Source organism: Geodermatophilus sp. SYSU D01180, from assembly GCF_054050415.1.
The window spans coordinates 1-14,469 of the sequence record NZ_JBJGZH010000002.1; the positions used below are offsets into that span (position 1 = coordinate 1).

At 79.5% G+C, this 14,469-nt stretch carries 14 protein-coding genes; 3 read left to right on the forward strand and 11 right to left on the reverse strand.

Annotation, left to right across the window (positions count from 1 at the left end; all coding sequences use genetic code 11):
- Positions 1-132: 132 nt before the first annotated feature.
- Together ACI8AA_RS02755 and ACI8AA_RS02760 are read right to left on the reverse strand one after the other, a co-directional pair.
- Positions 133-432, reverse strand: coding sequence for a hypothetical protein (locus ACI8AA_RS02755; protein ID WP_457042987.1), 300 nt, complete (start codon positions 430-432; stop codon positions 133-135).
- 211 nt (positions 433-643) lie between these two features.
- Positions 644-1,624 (reverse strand): universal stress protein, encoded by a 981-nt coding sequence (locus tag ACI8AA_RS02760; RefSeq protein WP_457042988.1) that lies wholly within the window; start codon positions 1,622-1,624, stop codon positions 644-646.
- Positions 1,625-1,877: 253 nt separating this feature from the next.
- Between ACI8AA_RS02760 and ACI8AA_RS02765 the strand changes: the two genes are divergently transcribed.
- Positions 1,878-2,480 carry a hypothetical protein gene (locus ACI8AA_RS02765; RefSeq protein ID WP_457042989.1) on the forward strand — a complete coding sequence of 201 codons (603 nt, stop codon included), beginning with the start codon at positions 1,878-1,880 and terminating at the stop codon, positions 2,478-2,480.
- 29 nt (positions 2,481-2,509) lie between these two features.
- Here ACI8AA_RS02765 and ACI8AA_RS02770 read toward each other — a convergent pair whose 3' ends face one another.
- Genes ACI8AA_RS02770 through ACI8AA_RS02780 form a run of 3 tightly spaced genes read right to left on the reverse strand, consistent with a single transcriptional unit; the run spans position 2,510 to position 4,891 of the window.
- Positions 2,510-3,169: a hypothetical protein gene (locus ACI8AA_RS02770; RefSeq protein WP_457042990.1), complete on the reverse strand. Its 660-nt coding sequence runs from the start codon at positions 3,167-3,169 to the stop codon at positions 2,510-2,512.
- Between the two features lie 5 nt (positions 3,170-3,174).
- Entirely contained in the window at positions 3,175-3,993 is an 819-nt protein-coding gene (locus tag ACI8AA_RS02775) for a DUF6544 family protein (RefSeq protein WP_457042991.1), read from the reverse strand.
- Positions 3,974-4,891 (reverse strand): hypothetical protein, encoded by a 918-nt coding sequence (locus ACI8AA_RS02780; RefSeq protein ID WP_457042992.1) that lies wholly within the window; start codon positions 4,889-4,891, stop codon positions 3,974-3,976. The genes ACI8AA_RS02775 and ACI8AA_RS02780 overlap by 20 nt, the downstream gene beginning before the upstream one ends.
- Before the next feature lie 171 nt (positions 4,892-5,062).
- Between ACI8AA_RS02780 and ACI8AA_RS02785 the strand changes: the two genes are divergently transcribed.
- Together ACI8AA_RS02785 and ACI8AA_RS02790 are read left to right on the forward strand one after the other, a co-directional pair.
- On the forward strand, positions 5,063-7,474 hold the full coding sequence (locus ACI8AA_RS02785; protein ID WP_457042993.1) for a phosphoketolase family protein: 2,412 nt from the start codon (positions 5,063-5,065) through the stop codon (positions 7,472-7,474).
- Positions 7,475-7,588: 114 nt separating this feature from the next.
- The gene (locus ACI8AA_RS02790; protein ID WP_457042994.1) at positions 7,589-8,557 is read left to right on the forward strand and encodes a universal stress protein; all 969 of its coding nucleotides are present in this window, start codon (positions 7,589-7,591) and stop codon (positions 8,555-8,557) included.
- Between the two features lie 11 nt (positions 8,558-8,568).
- Here the strand turns inward: ACI8AA_RS02790 and ACI8AA_RS02795 are convergent, their stop codons facing one another.
- The 6 genes from ACI8AA_RS02795 to ACI8AA_RS02820 form a co-directional block, all read right to left on the reverse strand.
- Positions 8,569-9,291 (reverse strand): ANTAR domain-containing protein, encoded by a 723-nt coding sequence (locus tag ACI8AA_RS02795; RefSeq protein ID WP_457042995.1) that lies wholly within the window; start codon positions 9,289-9,291, stop codon positions 8,569-8,571.
- Between the two features lie 164 nt (positions 9,292-9,455).
- The gene (locus ACI8AA_RS02800) at positions 9,456-10,739 is read right to left on the reverse strand and encodes a wax ester/triacylglycerol synthase domain-containing protein (protein ID WP_457042996.1); all 1,284 of its coding nucleotides are present in this window, start codon (positions 10,737-10,739) and stop codon (positions 9,456-9,458) included.
- Positions 10,740-10,777: 38 nt separating this feature from the next.
- The gene (locus ACI8AA_RS02805; RefSeq protein ID WP_457042997.1) at positions 10,778-11,968 is read right to left on the reverse strand and encodes a hypothetical protein; all 1,191 of its coding nucleotides are present in this window, start codon (positions 11,966-11,968) and stop codon (positions 10,778-10,780) included.
- A gap of 23 nt (positions 11,969-11,991) precedes the next feature.
- Positions 11,992-12,426 carry a nitroreductase/quinone reductase family protein gene (locus ACI8AA_RS02810; protein WP_457042998.1) on the reverse strand — a complete coding sequence of 145 codons (435 nt, stop codon included), beginning with the start codon at positions 12,424-12,426 and terminating at the stop codon, positions 11,992-11,994.
- 5 nt (positions 12,427-12,431) lie between these two features.
- Positions 12,432-12,908 carry a hypothetical protein gene (locus ACI8AA_RS02815; RefSeq protein WP_457042999.1) on the reverse strand — a complete coding sequence of 159 codons (477 nt, stop codon included), beginning with the start codon at positions 12,906-12,908 and terminating at the stop codon, positions 12,432-12,434.
- 34 nt (positions 12,909-12,942) lie between these two features.
- Positions 12,943-14,451 carry a pyridoxal phosphate-dependent decarboxylase family protein gene (locus tag ACI8AA_RS02820; protein ID WP_457043000.1) on the reverse strand — a complete coding sequence of 503 codons (1,509 nt, stop codon included), beginning with the start codon at positions 14,449-14,451 and terminating at the stop codon, positions 12,943-12,945.
- Between the last annotated feature and the right edge of the window lie 18 nt (positions 14,452-14,469).

The following is a 14,469-nucleotide window of genomic DNA, read 5'->3' on the forward strand; positions in this document are numbered from 1 at the left end:
CCCCCCCCCCCCCCCCCCCCCCCCCCCCCCCGCCCCCCCCCCCCCCCGGCGCCCCCCCCCCCCCCCCCCCCCCCCCCCCCCCCCCCCCCCCCCCGGGACGGTCGTGCCCGCGCACCCTGACTGCGACCGAAGTCAGGTCGCGAGCCGTCCGGCGCCGTTGCCGGCCGCGTCCGCCTCGACCGGGCTCTCCTCGGCCGCGCCCGGCGTCGTCGGCAGTCCCGAGGTGCGACCGACCACGAACTCGTCGATCTCGAGCCGCGCCACCCGCACGGTGCGCAGGTCCGTGCGTGCCACGGCCACCCGTCCCGCGGCCAGGCGTCCCACGGTGAGCGAGCCGACCGCGAGGCCACCTACCGCCGCCGAGCCGAGGGCCACCGCGCCGACCGCCAGCGCGCGCACCGCCAACGCCCGCACCGCCACGGGGCCGATCACGCGCCCACGGGCCGCCCGCCTGCCGGCCCGGCGTCCTCGGGTTGCCTGCCCACCGACCCCGCCTCCGCGGCGCGCCCGCGTCACCTCTCGCGTCTGCATGGCTGCTCCCTCCGTCGGACGGATCCGTCCCGGACCCTGCACCCCCGGGCCCGGGAGGCGGAGGGGCGCAAGGCCCCGGGGACGGCGGGACCAAGGGCACGGACGACGACGGTCAGACCGACGGCTCCGGCACCGCGCTCGTGACGGCGGGCTCCGCGACGGCCGCCTGCTGCGGGACCGGCTCGGGGTGCACCACCATGACGGGGCACGGCGCGTGCACCGCGCAGTGCAGGGCCACCGAGCCGAGGACCATCCCGGCGACCCGGCTGCGGCTGCGGCTCCCGACGACGAGCAGCGCGGCGCCGTCCGCGTGCTGCACCAGCGCGTCCCCCGGCGACCCCTGGACCACCCGGACGTCGGTGTCCGCCACCGACCCGAGCACCTCGGCGGCGAACGCCGTCACGCGGGCGCGGGCGTGCTCCTCGGTCTCGGAGGCCGGCGGGGCGGTGATCGCGTAGAGGTCGCTCCAGTAGCTCACCGGCTGGTAGGCGGCGACCACCTCGAGCCGCGCGCCGAGGCGCCCGGCCTCCGCCGCGGCGCGGGCGAGGGCGGCCCGGGACGTCGCCGAGCCGTCCACGCCGACGACGACGCGCGGCGGGGGCTCGACCGCTCCCGGGTGCACGACGACGACCGGGCACGGCGCGTGCGCCGCGCAGTGCAGGGCGACCGAGCCGAGCAGCGTGCTGCGGACGCCGCCCCGGCCGCGGCTGCCGAGCACGAGGAGGTCCGCGCCCTCCGCCAGGGCGACCAGGTGCTCGGCCGGCGCGCCCCCGGCCACCACGACGTCGGCCTGCACCTCGGCGGTCCCGGGCACGGCGGCCACGGCCGGGTCGCGGCGGACCTCCTCCACCAGCGCGCGGGCCCGCTCCTCGACGTCGGCGCGGATGGCGTCCAGCCGCCGGGAGTCGAGCAGGAACGGGTCGGTCCAGTAGAAGTCGACCGGGTATGCGCTGGCGACCTCGAGGCGCGCCCCGGTGCGGGCGGCCACGGCCAGGCCCCAGCCGAGCGCGGTGCGCGCCCCCGGCGACCCGTCCACGCCGACGACCACGCGGCCCGGCCTCGTCGCGTCGCTGGTCCCCTGCTGTGTCGTCACCGGTCCGCCTCCGCTCCCTGCCCGGGCACCCGCCGGGCCCGTTCCGACCCTGCGCCGTCCGCGCGCGGGAGTCCGCGGGCCGACGTCCCCCGCGTCCGGGGACCTTCGTCCCGGCCGGGTCCACCGGCCCTGCCGCCCAGCGGCGACGGGCCCTGACCGCAGCGGCGGCCGCGGTCGACGCTGGCCGCGTGACCGCACTGCTGCCCCTCGGCCGCGTCCCAGCCGGCCGGCCGCCGCCGACCTGGCCCGGCAGGTGCGCGACGTCGTCGCCGACCTGCCCCGCTTCCTCACCGCTCCCCTGCTGCGCCCGTGGCACCGCCGGTGGGGCGCCACCGCGGCGGAGGTGGCCGCCCCGATGCCGGGCGACGACCTGGTGCCCGGGGCGCACTACCGCTGCACGCGGGCGGTCACCGTCGCGGCACCGCCCGAGGAGGTGTGGCCCTGGCTGGTGCAGGTCGGGTGCCTGCGCGCCGGCTGGTACGCCGACGACCTGCTCGACCACCTCGGCCGGCCGAGCGCGCGGGAGGTCGTGCCGGAGCTGCAGGACCTGCGCCGGGGACTGTGGCTGCCGATGGCGCCGCACCCGACGGAGACGACGGCGTTCGTCGTCGAGTCCTTCGCCGCGCCCCGCGAGATGCTCTGGCGGACCCCGGCGAGCACCTGGGCCTGGCGGCTGGTCCCCCTGGACGGCGGGCGCACCCGGCTGGTGACCCGGCTGCGGGCCCGCCACGACTGGCGCAGCCCCGCGGGCCTGGCCGGGGTGCTGCTGGTGGAGCTGGGCGACTTCCCGATGATGCGGCGGATGCTGCTCGGCGTCCGCGAGCGGGCCGAGGCAGGGCACCGCCGGCAGGGCTGAGCCGCACCCGGGTACCGGGATCCCGCGGGTCACGCCCCGGCGGTCAGCGCCGCGACGGGACGGCGGGCGCGGCGCTCGGCCCGGTCGCGGATGCCGTGCAGCACCCGCCGGGTCATCACCAGCGTCACCGGCTCCAGCACCCGGCCGGCGAGCCGCGCGCCCGCCCGGGGGTCGGCCACCGTGCGGGACCGGGCCAGCAGCCGGCAGCCGCCCGCCGCCTCCCGCACCACGTGGAAGGACCACACGCCGTCCCACGGGTGCTCCGGCGGCGCCTGGCGCAGCACCAGCGTCCGCGGCGGGTCGACCCGCGCGACCCGGAAGGCGTAGCCGTCCGGCAGCGGCCCCCAGCCCCCGGGCACGACGACGACCCGGTCGCCGACGGCGAGGTGCTGCCACTCCGCGCGCACCTCGTCGGCGCTGTGGATGTCCAGACGGACCAGGTTCTCGAGCCAGTCGTAGCTGTACATGCCGCCGCGGCCCTGCCCGATCTGGACCAGCCACGCCCAGACCTCCTCGACGGGCGCGGCGACGGACACCCCCAGGGTCGTCTGCTCGGCCGGCCCGGGGACGAGCTCGTCCCCCGGGAGGACGCCGGCCGCCTCGCCGGGCGTGGCGCCCCAGTCGCGGTGGCGGTGCAGGTGGTCCAGACCGGCGACCCCGGCGCCGGCGAGCAGCAGGCCGCGCAGCACGGTCCTCACCTCCCCGGCGGGACGTCGAGGTCGAGGTCGGCCAGCGTCATCTCGCCGTAGACGAACTCCCCCTCCGGCAGGTGCCACACCGCGGCGCCGCCGGTGGGGCAGGGCCGGCCGTGGCCGACCGTCCAGCCGCGCACGGGCGTGCTCCACGGCGTCCGCACCGGACCGCCGGGCAGGTCGGCCCAGCGGTCGCCGGTCCAGAAGTCCAGGGGCCGGCCGGAGCCGTCGAGGGCCACCACGGCGCTGACGGTGCGACCGGCGTCGGTCACCGAGACGGCGAACCGGTCCTCGCCGCGGTCCTCCCAGCGGGTCCGGGGGTGCAGCAGCATCGCCGGGGCCAGCAGGACGGCGTCGTTCAGCCAGGTGACCAGCTCCCCACAGTCGAACTCCGGTCCCGAGCCGTCGGCCACGGTGACCAGGCCGAGTGCCCTGCCGAGCATCCGCCCGGTGCCGTGCCGGTAGGTGTCCCAGCCCCACATCGGCACCACGCCGCCGCCCAGCAGCCGCATCCGGTACAGCCGGGCGACCTCCTCGGCGGTGTTGACCTGCCACGCGTCGCACGGCATCCACGGCCCGTCGGCCCGGCGGCGGAACCGGCCGGTCCAGTGGGCCCGCAGCGACCGGGTGCGCGGCCGGCCGACGACACCCATCGCCGCCAGGTACCGGACGGCGGCGGACGGCAGGCCGGCGAGGTCGTCCCCGGTGACCGGTGCGGGGGACGCCGGTCCGGCCGGCAGGCCGGCGGCGGCGATCCGGCGGGAGAAGGCGCGCGGCGGCCGGGCCGCCGTCCGCGGCCGGTCAGCGGTGGACGTGCTCATGCGGGACCTCGCTCGGGGGGACGGGACGGACGGCGGGCACGGCGCGCAGCAGCTTGGCGAGCAGCCACGCCCCGACGGCGCCGAGGACACCGAAACCGGCGATCGGGCCGACGACCTGCGGGACGGTGAAGGAGATCCCGGCCGCGGCCTGCAGGGCGGTGCCCAGCGCGATCGTGGGGAGCAGCAGCACGATCAGCACGAGCAGGGGGACGGCCAGCAGGTGCCCCCGCGGGTCGCGGCGGCGGACCAGCAGGCCGGCCAGCGCGGCGGCCGGCGCGACGACAGCCAGGTCGAGCGCGGAGGTCACCGGGGTCGTGTAGACGTCGAGGAGCTCCGGCGGCCCGCCGGTCAGCAGCGCGGTCACCAGCGGCGCGGTCCAGACGACGGCGGTCACCGCGGCCGCGGCCAGCAGGAAGCGCGCCAGGGCGCAGTGCGGCACGCCGGGGTCCGCGGCCAGCGCGCGCAGGGCCGCCCGGTCGGTGCCCGCGAGGGCGGCCAGGAAGCCGGCCAGCCCCGTCGCGACCAGCGTCACGTAGGCCAGGAACAGCGGGTTGTAGGCGACGCCCAGGGCGTAGTTGGCGTAGACGTAGAGCAGGTGGCCCAGGGCGCCGGTGAGCAGGAGGGACCCGCGCGGCGACCCGCTCCGGTGCCGGGACCAGGCGGTGAGCACCAGGGGCACGCCGAACGCCAGCACGACGGCGTCGACGGCGGTGTTGCCGGCCGCGGTGAAGACGGTGTCGTGGGCGTACAGCCCGCTGCCCGCCAGCTCGGCGGTCCGCCCGCGCGGGGTCACCACCGGCACCGGGTCCCCGGTGGGGCGCCGGACCAGCCCGGTCGCGGCGGTCACGGCGGCGAGGGCGGCGACCAACCCGGGCAGCCGGCGCAGTCTCGTCCTCACGGCGCGCTCCTCGTCGTCGCGGGGCCTGGTGCGGCAGAGGCCGACGCTAGGAGGCGCGGACCGGGGCGGGCCGGAGCGAAGGGCACCGGGAGTCGGGACCTAGGTCCCCCGCGCCGTCGGCCGGCGGTCCCGAGGATCGGGGGGACCCCGCGCCCACCGGAGAGGCTCCCCATGACCGCGCTCGACGTCCCGGCCCCCGCCTCCGCCGAGGACCTCGCCCTCGACCTGCGCTGGTGGGCCGCGGCCAACCACCTGACCGCCGCGCAGATCTACCTGCGGGCCAACCCGCTGCTGCGGGAGCCGCTGCGGCCGGAGCACGTCAAGCCGCGGTTGCTGGGCCACTGGGGCACCAGCCCGGCCCTGACCATGCTGCACGCGCTGCTCAACCGGCTGATCCGGCGGACCGGGCAGCAGGTCCTGGTGGTCACCGGCCCGGGGCACGGCGGGCCGGCCGTGCTGGCGGGCGCCTATCTCGACGGCACCTACAGCGAGGTGCACCCGGAGGTGTCGCAGGACCTCGCCGGGCTCACCCGGCTGGTGCGGCAGTTCTCCACGCCGGGCGGGGTCAGCAGCCACGCCGGGCCGCACGTCCCGGGCAGCATCCACGAGGGCGGGGAGCTGGGGTACGCGCTGCTGCACGCGGCCGGCGCCGCCTTCGACGACCCGGACCTGCTGGTGGCCTGCGTGGTCGGCGACGGCGAGGCCGAGACCGGGCCGCTGGCGGCGTCCTGGCGGCTGCCGGCCTTCCTCGACCCGCGCCGCGACGGCGCCGTGCTGCCGGTGCTGCACGTCAACGGCTACAAGATCTCCGGGCCGACCGTCCTCGGCCGCTCCTCCGACGAGGACGTCTGCGGCTACCTGCGCAGCCAGGGCTGGGACCCGGTCGTCGTCGCCGGGGACGACCCGGCCCGCGTCTTCGCCGGGCTCGACGCCGTCCTGGCCGACGCGCACGCCCGCATCCGCGCGGTCCAGGACGCCGCCCGCTCCGGGCAGGAGCAGGGGACGCCGCGCTGGCCGGCCGTCGTCCTGCGGACCCCCAAGGGCTGGACCGGGCCGCGCGTGGTCGACGGCGTGCCGGTCGAGGGCACGTGGCGCTCGCACCAGGTGCCGCTGGCCGGCGTGCGGGAGGACCCGGAGCACCTCGCCCAGCTGGAGGCCTGGCTGCGCTCCTACCGGGCCGACGAGGACTTCGACGCCGACGGCCGGCTGGTGCCCGAGCTCGCCGCGCTGACCCCGCCCGGCGACCTGCGGATCTCCGCCTCGCCGCGCGCCGGCGGGCCGCGGTTCCGGGTCCGGCCGCTGCCGCTGCCCGACCTCGCCGACCACGCGCTGCCCGTCCCCTCCCCCGGCGTGCTGCACCACGAGACGACCCGCCCGCTCGGCACGTACCTGCGGGACCTGCTCGTCCGCACCGCCCGGGCCGACGGCGGCGGCGACTTCCGGCTGTTCTCGCCCGACGAGACGGTGAGCAACCGGCTGGGCGCGGTCCTCGAGGTCACCGACCGCTGCACGCAGCTGCCGGTGCTGCCCGGCGACGAGGCGCTGGGCCCGCACGGGCGGGTCATGGAGGTGCTGAGCGAGCACCTGTGCGAGGGCTGGCTGGAGGGCTACACACTCACCGGCCGGCACGGGCTGTTCGCCACCTACGAGGCGTTCGCGATGGTCAGCGCCTCGATGGTCGTGCAGCACGCGAAGTGGCTGCAGCAGTCGGCGCTCGAGCCGGGCCGCCCGCCGGTGCCGTCGCTCACCGTGCTGCTGACCAGCACGACGTGGCGCAACGACCACAACGGCTTCTCCCACCAGGGGCCCGGCCTCATCGACACCGTCGCGCCGCTGGCCCCCGAGGTCACCCGCATCTGGTTCCCGCCGGACGCCAACAGCACCCTGGTCGTCGCCGAGGAGTGCCTGACCAGCCGGAACCGGGTGAACCTGGTCGTCGTAGACAAGCAGCGGCACCTGCAGTACCTCGACCTCGAGCAGGCGCGGACGCTGGTCTCCGCCGGCGGCGCCGTCTGGGAGTGGGCCGGCACCGAGGAGCCCGACCGGGCCCGCACCGACCTGCCCGACGTCGTCCTCTGCGCCATCGGCGACGTGCCGACGCAGGAGGTCCTGGCCGCCGCCCAGCTGCTGCGCGGGCACGTGCCGCACCTGCGGGTGCGCGTGGTCAGCGTGGTGGACCTGCTCGGCCTGCTCCCGCCCGGCGAGCACCCCGCGGCCCTCTCCCCCGAGCGGTTCGCCGACCTGTTCACCGACACCGTCGACGTCGTCGTCGCCTTCCACGGGCACCCGCGGGCGATCCACCCGCTGCTGCACGGCCGGCCCGACGTCGACCGGTTCCACGTCCGCGGGTTCACCGAGCACGGCACGACGACGACGCCGTTCGACATGGTCGTGCTCAACCGGACGAGCCGCTACGACCTGGTGCTGGAGGCGCTGCGCCGCTCGCGGCGGGTGCCCGAGGGCGGCGACGCGCTCGCCCGGCTGTGCCGGGAGCAGCTGCTCCGGCACCGGGCTCACGTCGTCGAGGCGCTCGAGGACCTGCCCGAGGTGCGCGACTGGACCTGGTCCCCCGGCCGGACCTGACCGGGCGGACCCGGTGCCGCAGGTCCCGCGCCCGGGGGACCTGCGGCACCGGTGCCCGCGGGGCCGCCCGGCCCATGGTGGGACCGACCGGACGACGGCCCGACGGGAGGACCGGTGACCTCGGTGCCCGAGCCGCCCACGGCGGCGACGCCGGACGCGACCCCGCGGGCCGCCGCGGGCGACCGTCCCGTGGTGGCCGGGGTCGACGGGTCGCGGGAGGCGTTCGCGGCGGCCCGGCTGGCCGCCCGGGAGGCGCGCGGCCGCGGGACGACGCTGGGGCTGGTGCTCGCCGTCCCCGCCCCCGCCGGCCGGACCCGCCCGCCGGACCGGGTGCTCGACGCGATCGAGGTGCTGCACACCGCGTGCGGCCTGGTGCTCGACGCGACCGCGGCGGAGCTGCGCCGCTCCTGCCCCGGGCTGACGGTCGCCCCCCGGCTCGTCGACGGCGACGCGGTCGAGGTCCTGGGCGACGCCGCGGCCGGTGCCCAGCTGCTGTGCCTGGGGACCTCCGGCGCGGGCAGCGCGCGCGGCCTGCTGCTGGGCTCCACCGCGGCCGCCGTCCTCCGCGCGGCGCCGTGCCCGGTCGCCGTCGTCCCGCTGCGCGCCCGCCGGTCCGGCGGCGGCCGCAGCGGGGTGGTCGCCGGGCTCGACGGCGGCCCCGCCTCCGGGGCGGTCCTCGCCGAGGCCCTGCGGGCGGCGGCGCTGCGCGGCACCGGCGTGCTGGCCGTGCACACGTGGGCGCGCGGGCCCGTGCGCCCGCTGTCCACCGCCGAGCGCCTGGCCCACGACGACGCCGCGCAGCGCCGGGCGGAGGCCCTGCTGGACGACCTCCTGGCCGGTGCGGCGGCGGTCCGCGCCCGGTGGCCGGACGTGCCCGTCTCCACGGTGGTCCGGCAGGGCCGCGCGGCCGACACCCTCGTGGCCGCCGCGCTCACCGCGGAGCTGCTGGTGGTCGGGCACCGCCGGCACGCGCTGCCGGGGCGGCCGCTGCGCTCGGTCACCTCCGCGGTGGTGCACGCCGCCGGCTGCCCGGTGCTGGTGGTGCCGGCGGCCCGGCCGCCGGGCGGGCAGGCCGCCGGCTGACCGGCCCGGCCTCAGCGGTCCCGCTGGACGGAGGCGACCAGCTCGGCGGCGACCTCGCGCAGCTTGCGGTCCCGGCGCTGCGACCGGCTCGCCAGGATCGCGAACGCCTCGTCCGCGGTGCAGCCGTGCCGGCCCATGAGCACGCCCTTCGCCTGCTCGATGACCGCCCGCGACCGCATCGCCCGGCGCAGCTGGCGGCTGAGCTCCTCGGCCCCGGCGTGGGCCGCGGCGTGGACGACGGCGCCCGCGGCGAACCGCGCGAACGTGCGCGCCGCCTCACGCCCCGCGGCGTCGAACGCCCCGCCGTCGGTGCGGTACAGGTTGAGGGAGCCGACCACCCGGTGGTCGATCGGCATGCCCACCGCCAGGACCCCCGTGACGCCGCGGCGCCGGGCCAGCGCCGCGAGGTCGCGGTAGCGCGCCTCGGTGGCGGTGTCCGGGACCGTGACCGTCGACCCGCTCGCGGCCGCGTCCGTGCAGGGACCGGAGCCCGCGTCGTACTGCCGCTCGTCCAGCTCGGCCGCCACGGGCCCGGTCACGCCGACGGTGACGGCGCCGGCCGGGTGCACCAGCGTCACCGACGCCTCCGCGGTCCCGGCGAGGCTCGCGACGGCCAGCTCCGCGACCCGCGTCAGCGGGACGGTCAGCGACCAGGGGTCCGGCTCGACCCGGCTGAGCTCCAGCAGGGCGTCCTGGAGCGCGAGCGGCCCGCGCGGGGCACCGTCGGGAGCCATCGGTCCCTCCGTCCGTCGGAGGGCCAGTCCACCCGCCCCGCCCTCCCGGCCGGAGTGCCGAAGGTCCCGCCCGCCAGGGCCGGTCAGCCGCCGCGCGCGGGGCGGCGGGGCGCACGCTCGGCCCGTGTCCCGGACCGTCGTCCACCAGCTCGTGCTGGTGTCCCTCAGCGTGCCCCTGCCGGCGCCGGGGTGACCAGCGCGGCGAGCTGCTCGCGCAGCGCCGCGGTGAGGACCGGCAGGTCGGGCACCCGGTCGGGGTCGGCGACCGCGGTCACCGTCAGGGTGCCGGCGTAGGACAGCGCGTCGAAGGAGACGGTGACGTCGCCGGCCTCGCCGGAGGCCACCGGCAGCACCTGCTCGACCGGCCGCCCGGCGAGGGCGAGCGGGGTGGGCGGTCCGGGCACGTTGCTGACCAGGGTGTGGAAGCGGTGCTGGCGGCGGAGCCACCAGCGGTAGGCGCCGGTCGCCGCGAGCAGCCCGAACAGCGACCCCAGGAGCGCGGTCAGCGGCGGGCCGGTGGCCGCGTCACGGGCTCGCCGAACCGTGCCCGCGAACCGGCGCAGCCGCTCCCGCGGGTCCCCGGCAGCGGGGACGGCGACCACGAGCGGGGTGGCGGCGTTGCCGAGCTCGGTGACCCCGGCCGCCCGCCGCCCGGTGACGACGACGGTGACCGCCACCGGGTCGACCGACTCGCCGCGGCTCGCCAGCAGCGCGCCGAGCGCCCCCGCGACGGCGACGAGCAGCGCGTCGTTCACCGTCCCGCCGGCCCGGTGCGCCGCCGCCCGCAGCGGCTCGAGCGGCACCCGCACCGCCGCCGTCCGCCGCCGGGGCCCGGTGCGCGCCAGCAGGCTGCACGGCGCCGCCCGGGCCGGGCGGAGGCCGCCCGCCGACCGGCCCGCGTCCCGCACCAGCCGGGCTGCCTCCCGCAGCCGGCCCAGCGCCCGGGCGCGGCGGCGCCAGGCGTCGGCCGCGAGGGACCGGTAGGGCGGCAGCGGCCGGGGCGGCGTGCGGTCGGGTGGCGCGCCGCCGTCGGCGAGGGAGGCCAGCAGCGCCAGCCCGCCGATCCCGTCGGCGACCACGTGGGAGAGCACGACGACCACCGCGCTCCGCCCGCCGGGCAGGTCCGGGACGACGACGGCCGCCCAGCCCGGCCGGCCCTCCGGGAGCGGGCCGGCCACCAGGTCGGTGGCGAGGTCGAGCAGGCCCTGGTCGTCCCCGGGACACCGCACGGTGCGGACGTGCGCCGCCGGGTCCGGGTGCGGCTCGTCCGCCCAGACCGGCCGGCCCGCGCCCGGGGGCACCCGGACCAGCCGCTGCCGCAGCCGCCGCACCCCGCCGAGCCGCTCCGCGAGGACGCGGGCGACCTCCCCGTCGTCCGCGTCCCCCGGGCCGAGGACGAGCACCGCGCCGAACTGCATCGGCACGCCGCCGCGGCCGAGCGCCCGCATCCCCAGGTCCTCCGCGCTCGCCCGGGGGACGGCGCCGGTCACCGCTGCGGGACGGCGAGGCCGCGCCCGCCCGGCACGGCGGCGACCACCTGCCGGGCGAGGCGGTCCATCACCGCCTCCTCGTCGACGGGGACGGCCAGCACGCGCAGGCCCGTGCCGACCAGCCGCTCGCTCGGCGCGCCGTCGGTCCCCGGGACGTGCCGCAGCGGCAGCAGCCGGGCGCACACCCGCTCGCGCAGCTCCGCCGAGTTCCGGCCGACTCCCCCGCTGAACACCAGGGCGTCCCAGGAGTCCAGCGTCGTCGCGGCGCCGGCCGCGGCCATCGCCACCGACCGGACGAGGACCCGGAGGGCGAGGTCGGCGGCCCGGTCGCCGGCGGCGAGCAGCTCCCGGACGTCGGTGCGCCCGCCGGAGACCCCGGCCACGCCGGACCTGCGGTGCAGCAGCTCGCGCACGGCGGGCAGCGACCCGTCGGCGAGCTCGACCAGCCGCAGCACGACCTCCGGGTCCAGGTCGCCGCTGCGGGTCAGCGACGGGATCCCGCCGGCCGGGCTCAGCGCCATGGTGGTCGAGCGCGGCCGCCCGTCCTGCACCGCGCTGACGCTGCAGCCGCTGCCCAGGTGGACGACGACGGCGCCGCCCGGGCCGGGGAGGAGGTCGACCACGCTCTGCACCGCCAGGCCGTGGAACCCCCAGCGCCGCAGCCCGGCGGCCCGCGCCCCCGCCGGCAGCGGCAGGGTGACCGCGTCGTCGGGCAGGCCCGCGAAGAACCCGCCGTCGGGGACGAGCACCACCTCCGCCGCCGGCCAGCAGGCCCGGGCCTCGTCGAGGACCGTCAGCTGGCGCGGCAGGTGGAGGGGGTCCAGGTGCGCCTCGGCCCGCAGGCGCGCGAGCAGCGGGGCGTCGGCGCGGCGGGGGCCGGTCAGCAGCGGGCTGCCGTGCACCACGCGGTGGGCGACGACGTGCGGGTGCAGGCCGCGGCGGGCCACCGCGTCGGCCACCGCGGCCGCCGCGCCGGCCCAGCCGCCGGGCAGCCGGGCGTGCTCGACGGAGGAGCCGGGGCCGGTGACGGTGACGTGCGCCGGCTCGCCGCCCGGCTCGTCCCGCAGGCCGGCGATCTCCACGCGCAGCCGCAGGCCGGGGTCGCGGACGGCGGCCTTGAGCGAGGACGAGCCGACGTCCAGGGACAGCACGACCGGCGGGCCGGTCGCAGCGGGTCGGTCGGGCACGGACCGAGGTTGCCGGGCTCCGGTCACCGCCCGGGAGGGTCCGACGGCCCGGCCGGGGCGCGGGAGGTCACGACCGGCTCCAGCAGCACCACGGGGTCGGCGGGCGGGACGACCGCGCGGGGGAAGGCGGCCCGGTAGGCGCGGACGGCGTCGTCGCGGCCGGGCGTGCCGGGCCGCAGCAGCCGCGCGCGGAAGGCCAGGACGCGCCCGTCCCGCCGGACGCTGACGTGCCGGGGCTCGCCGTCGAGGTTCTTCCACCACGTCTTGCCGGCCGCCCCGCCGACGAGGACGACGAGGTCGGCGCCGGCCGGCGCCACCATCACCGGCAGCTCGTACCGCCGGCCGGTGCGCCGGCCGGTGTAGCCGAGGACGACGAGGTGCCGGCCGAGCACGCGGTGCGCCGGGCCGCGCGCGAGCGCGCGCACGAGCGGGTCCACGACCCGGTTGCGGACCTCCACGGCGCTCAGCCGACCAGCCGCTCGAGCGCGGTGGCGGCCAGCAGCCGGGCCCACCACGGCCGCCGGACGTGCACCGGGGGGCGGGTGCGCCGCCACAGGCGCCGGGCCGGGCGGACGGCCATCGCGCCGCCCTTCATGCTCACCCAGCCGCCGGGGCCCATCGTCACCCGCGCCGCGGCCCCGCTGGGCCGCCGCGCGAGGCGGGACGCCACGGCGACGGCGCCGAGCACGACCTCGGCGGTGGTGACCACGCGGGTGACGTCGACGACGGGGTGCCAGCGCACCCGGCCGTCGCGGACCTCGAACGCGCCCAGCGGCCGGGCCCCGGCCATCTCGGCGGCGGGCCGTCGCCCGGTGCGGCCGTCGCCGGCGGTCGCGGTGTGGCTGGTCGACCGCGTCGCGGTGATCACCGTGGCGCCGTCGCGCTCCACGGGCGGGTCGAACGCCGTCCCCTCGTCGTGCCGGGTGGTGCTGTCGGTCATCGGTCCTCCCTGGTCGCCCCGTCGGGGACGACCGTCACACCTGCGGCCCGGTCACCCCCCGGGCCGGAGGTCCCGGCTGCGGCGTCCTTCGGTCCCTGCCGGGCTCCCCGCCGGCGTGCGACCGCGCCGCCCACACCCCGTCCCGGGCGGCGGCCACGGCGGCGACCGCGCGGTCGACGTCGGCCTCGGTCGTCGTCGCGTTGGACACCGACACCCGCACCAGCCGCCGGCCGTGCCAGGTCGTCGCGCCCATCCACGCCTCGCCCGACCGCTGCACCGCCGCGACCACCGCGTCGGTCGCCGCGTCGTCGCCGAAGCCGAGCAGCACCTGGTTGAGGACGACGTCGTTGGCGACCTCGACCCCGTCGAGCTCCGCCGCCCGCTCGGCGAACCGGCGGGCGAGCGCGCAGCACCGGTCGACCAGCCCGGCGACGCCGCTGCGCCCGAGCTCCCGCAGCGCCGCCCAGGTCGCGAAGCCGCGGGCGCGCCGGGAGGACTCCGGTACCAGGTCGCTGGGCGCCCGCACGCCGTCCTGCCCGTGCCCGGTGAGGTAGGCCGCGGTGAACGACATGGCCGCCCGGTGGGCCGCGGGGTCGGCGCAGAACACGTAGCCGCTGTCGTAGGGGACGTTGAGCCACTTGTGGCCGTCGGTCGCCCAGGAGTCGGCGGCCCCCAGCCCGGCGACGAGGTGCCGGGTGGCCGGCGAGGCCGCGGCCCACAGCCCGAACGCGCCGTCGACGTGCACCCAGGCGCCGGCGCGGTGGGCCACGTCGATCGCGCCGGCGAGGTCGTCGCAGGCCCCCGTGTTCACGTTGCCGGCCTGCAGGCACACCACCCGGGGTCCGGGAGGCAGCCCGTCCAGCACGCGGGTGAGCGCGGCGACGTCGATGCGGCCCTGCCCGTCGGCGGCCACCGGGACCACCGCGCCCGAGCCGAGGCCCAGCAGCCGCAGCGCCCGGTCGACGGTCGCGTGCCGCTCGACGGAGGCGACCACCCGCACGGCCGGGGCACCGGTCAGCCCGTCGCGCTCCACGTCCCACCCGGCGTCGGCCAGGACCCGGTGGCGGGCCGCGGCGAGCGCGACGGTGTTGGCGCCCTGCCCGCCGGTGACGAAGCCGACCGAGACGCCGGCCGGGAGTCCCAGCAGGTCCGCGAGCCAGGCGCCGGCCACCTCCTCCACCGCCGCGGCCGCCGGGGAGGTGACCGTGTTGAACGCCGGCTGGTCCCAGCCGACGGCGAGCACGTCCGCGGCCGTGGCGGCCGGGAGCGCACCGCCGACCACGAACCCGAAGTACCGCGGGCCGGTGGTGGCCACGAGGCCCGGCTCCACCGCCGCGACGAGCTCCTCGACCACCCGGGCGGGGTCGGTGGGCCCGTCGCGCAGCGACCCGAGGGCCGCCCGCACCGCGGGGACGACGTCGGGCGGCGGGGCCACCGGCGCGTCCGGCACCCGGGCCCGGTAGGCCGCCACCCGGGCGGCCGCGTCGGCGAGCAGCGCCGCGAGATCGGCCCTCCCACGATCGGCCCTCTCACGATCGGCCATCGCGCGATCGTGCCACCG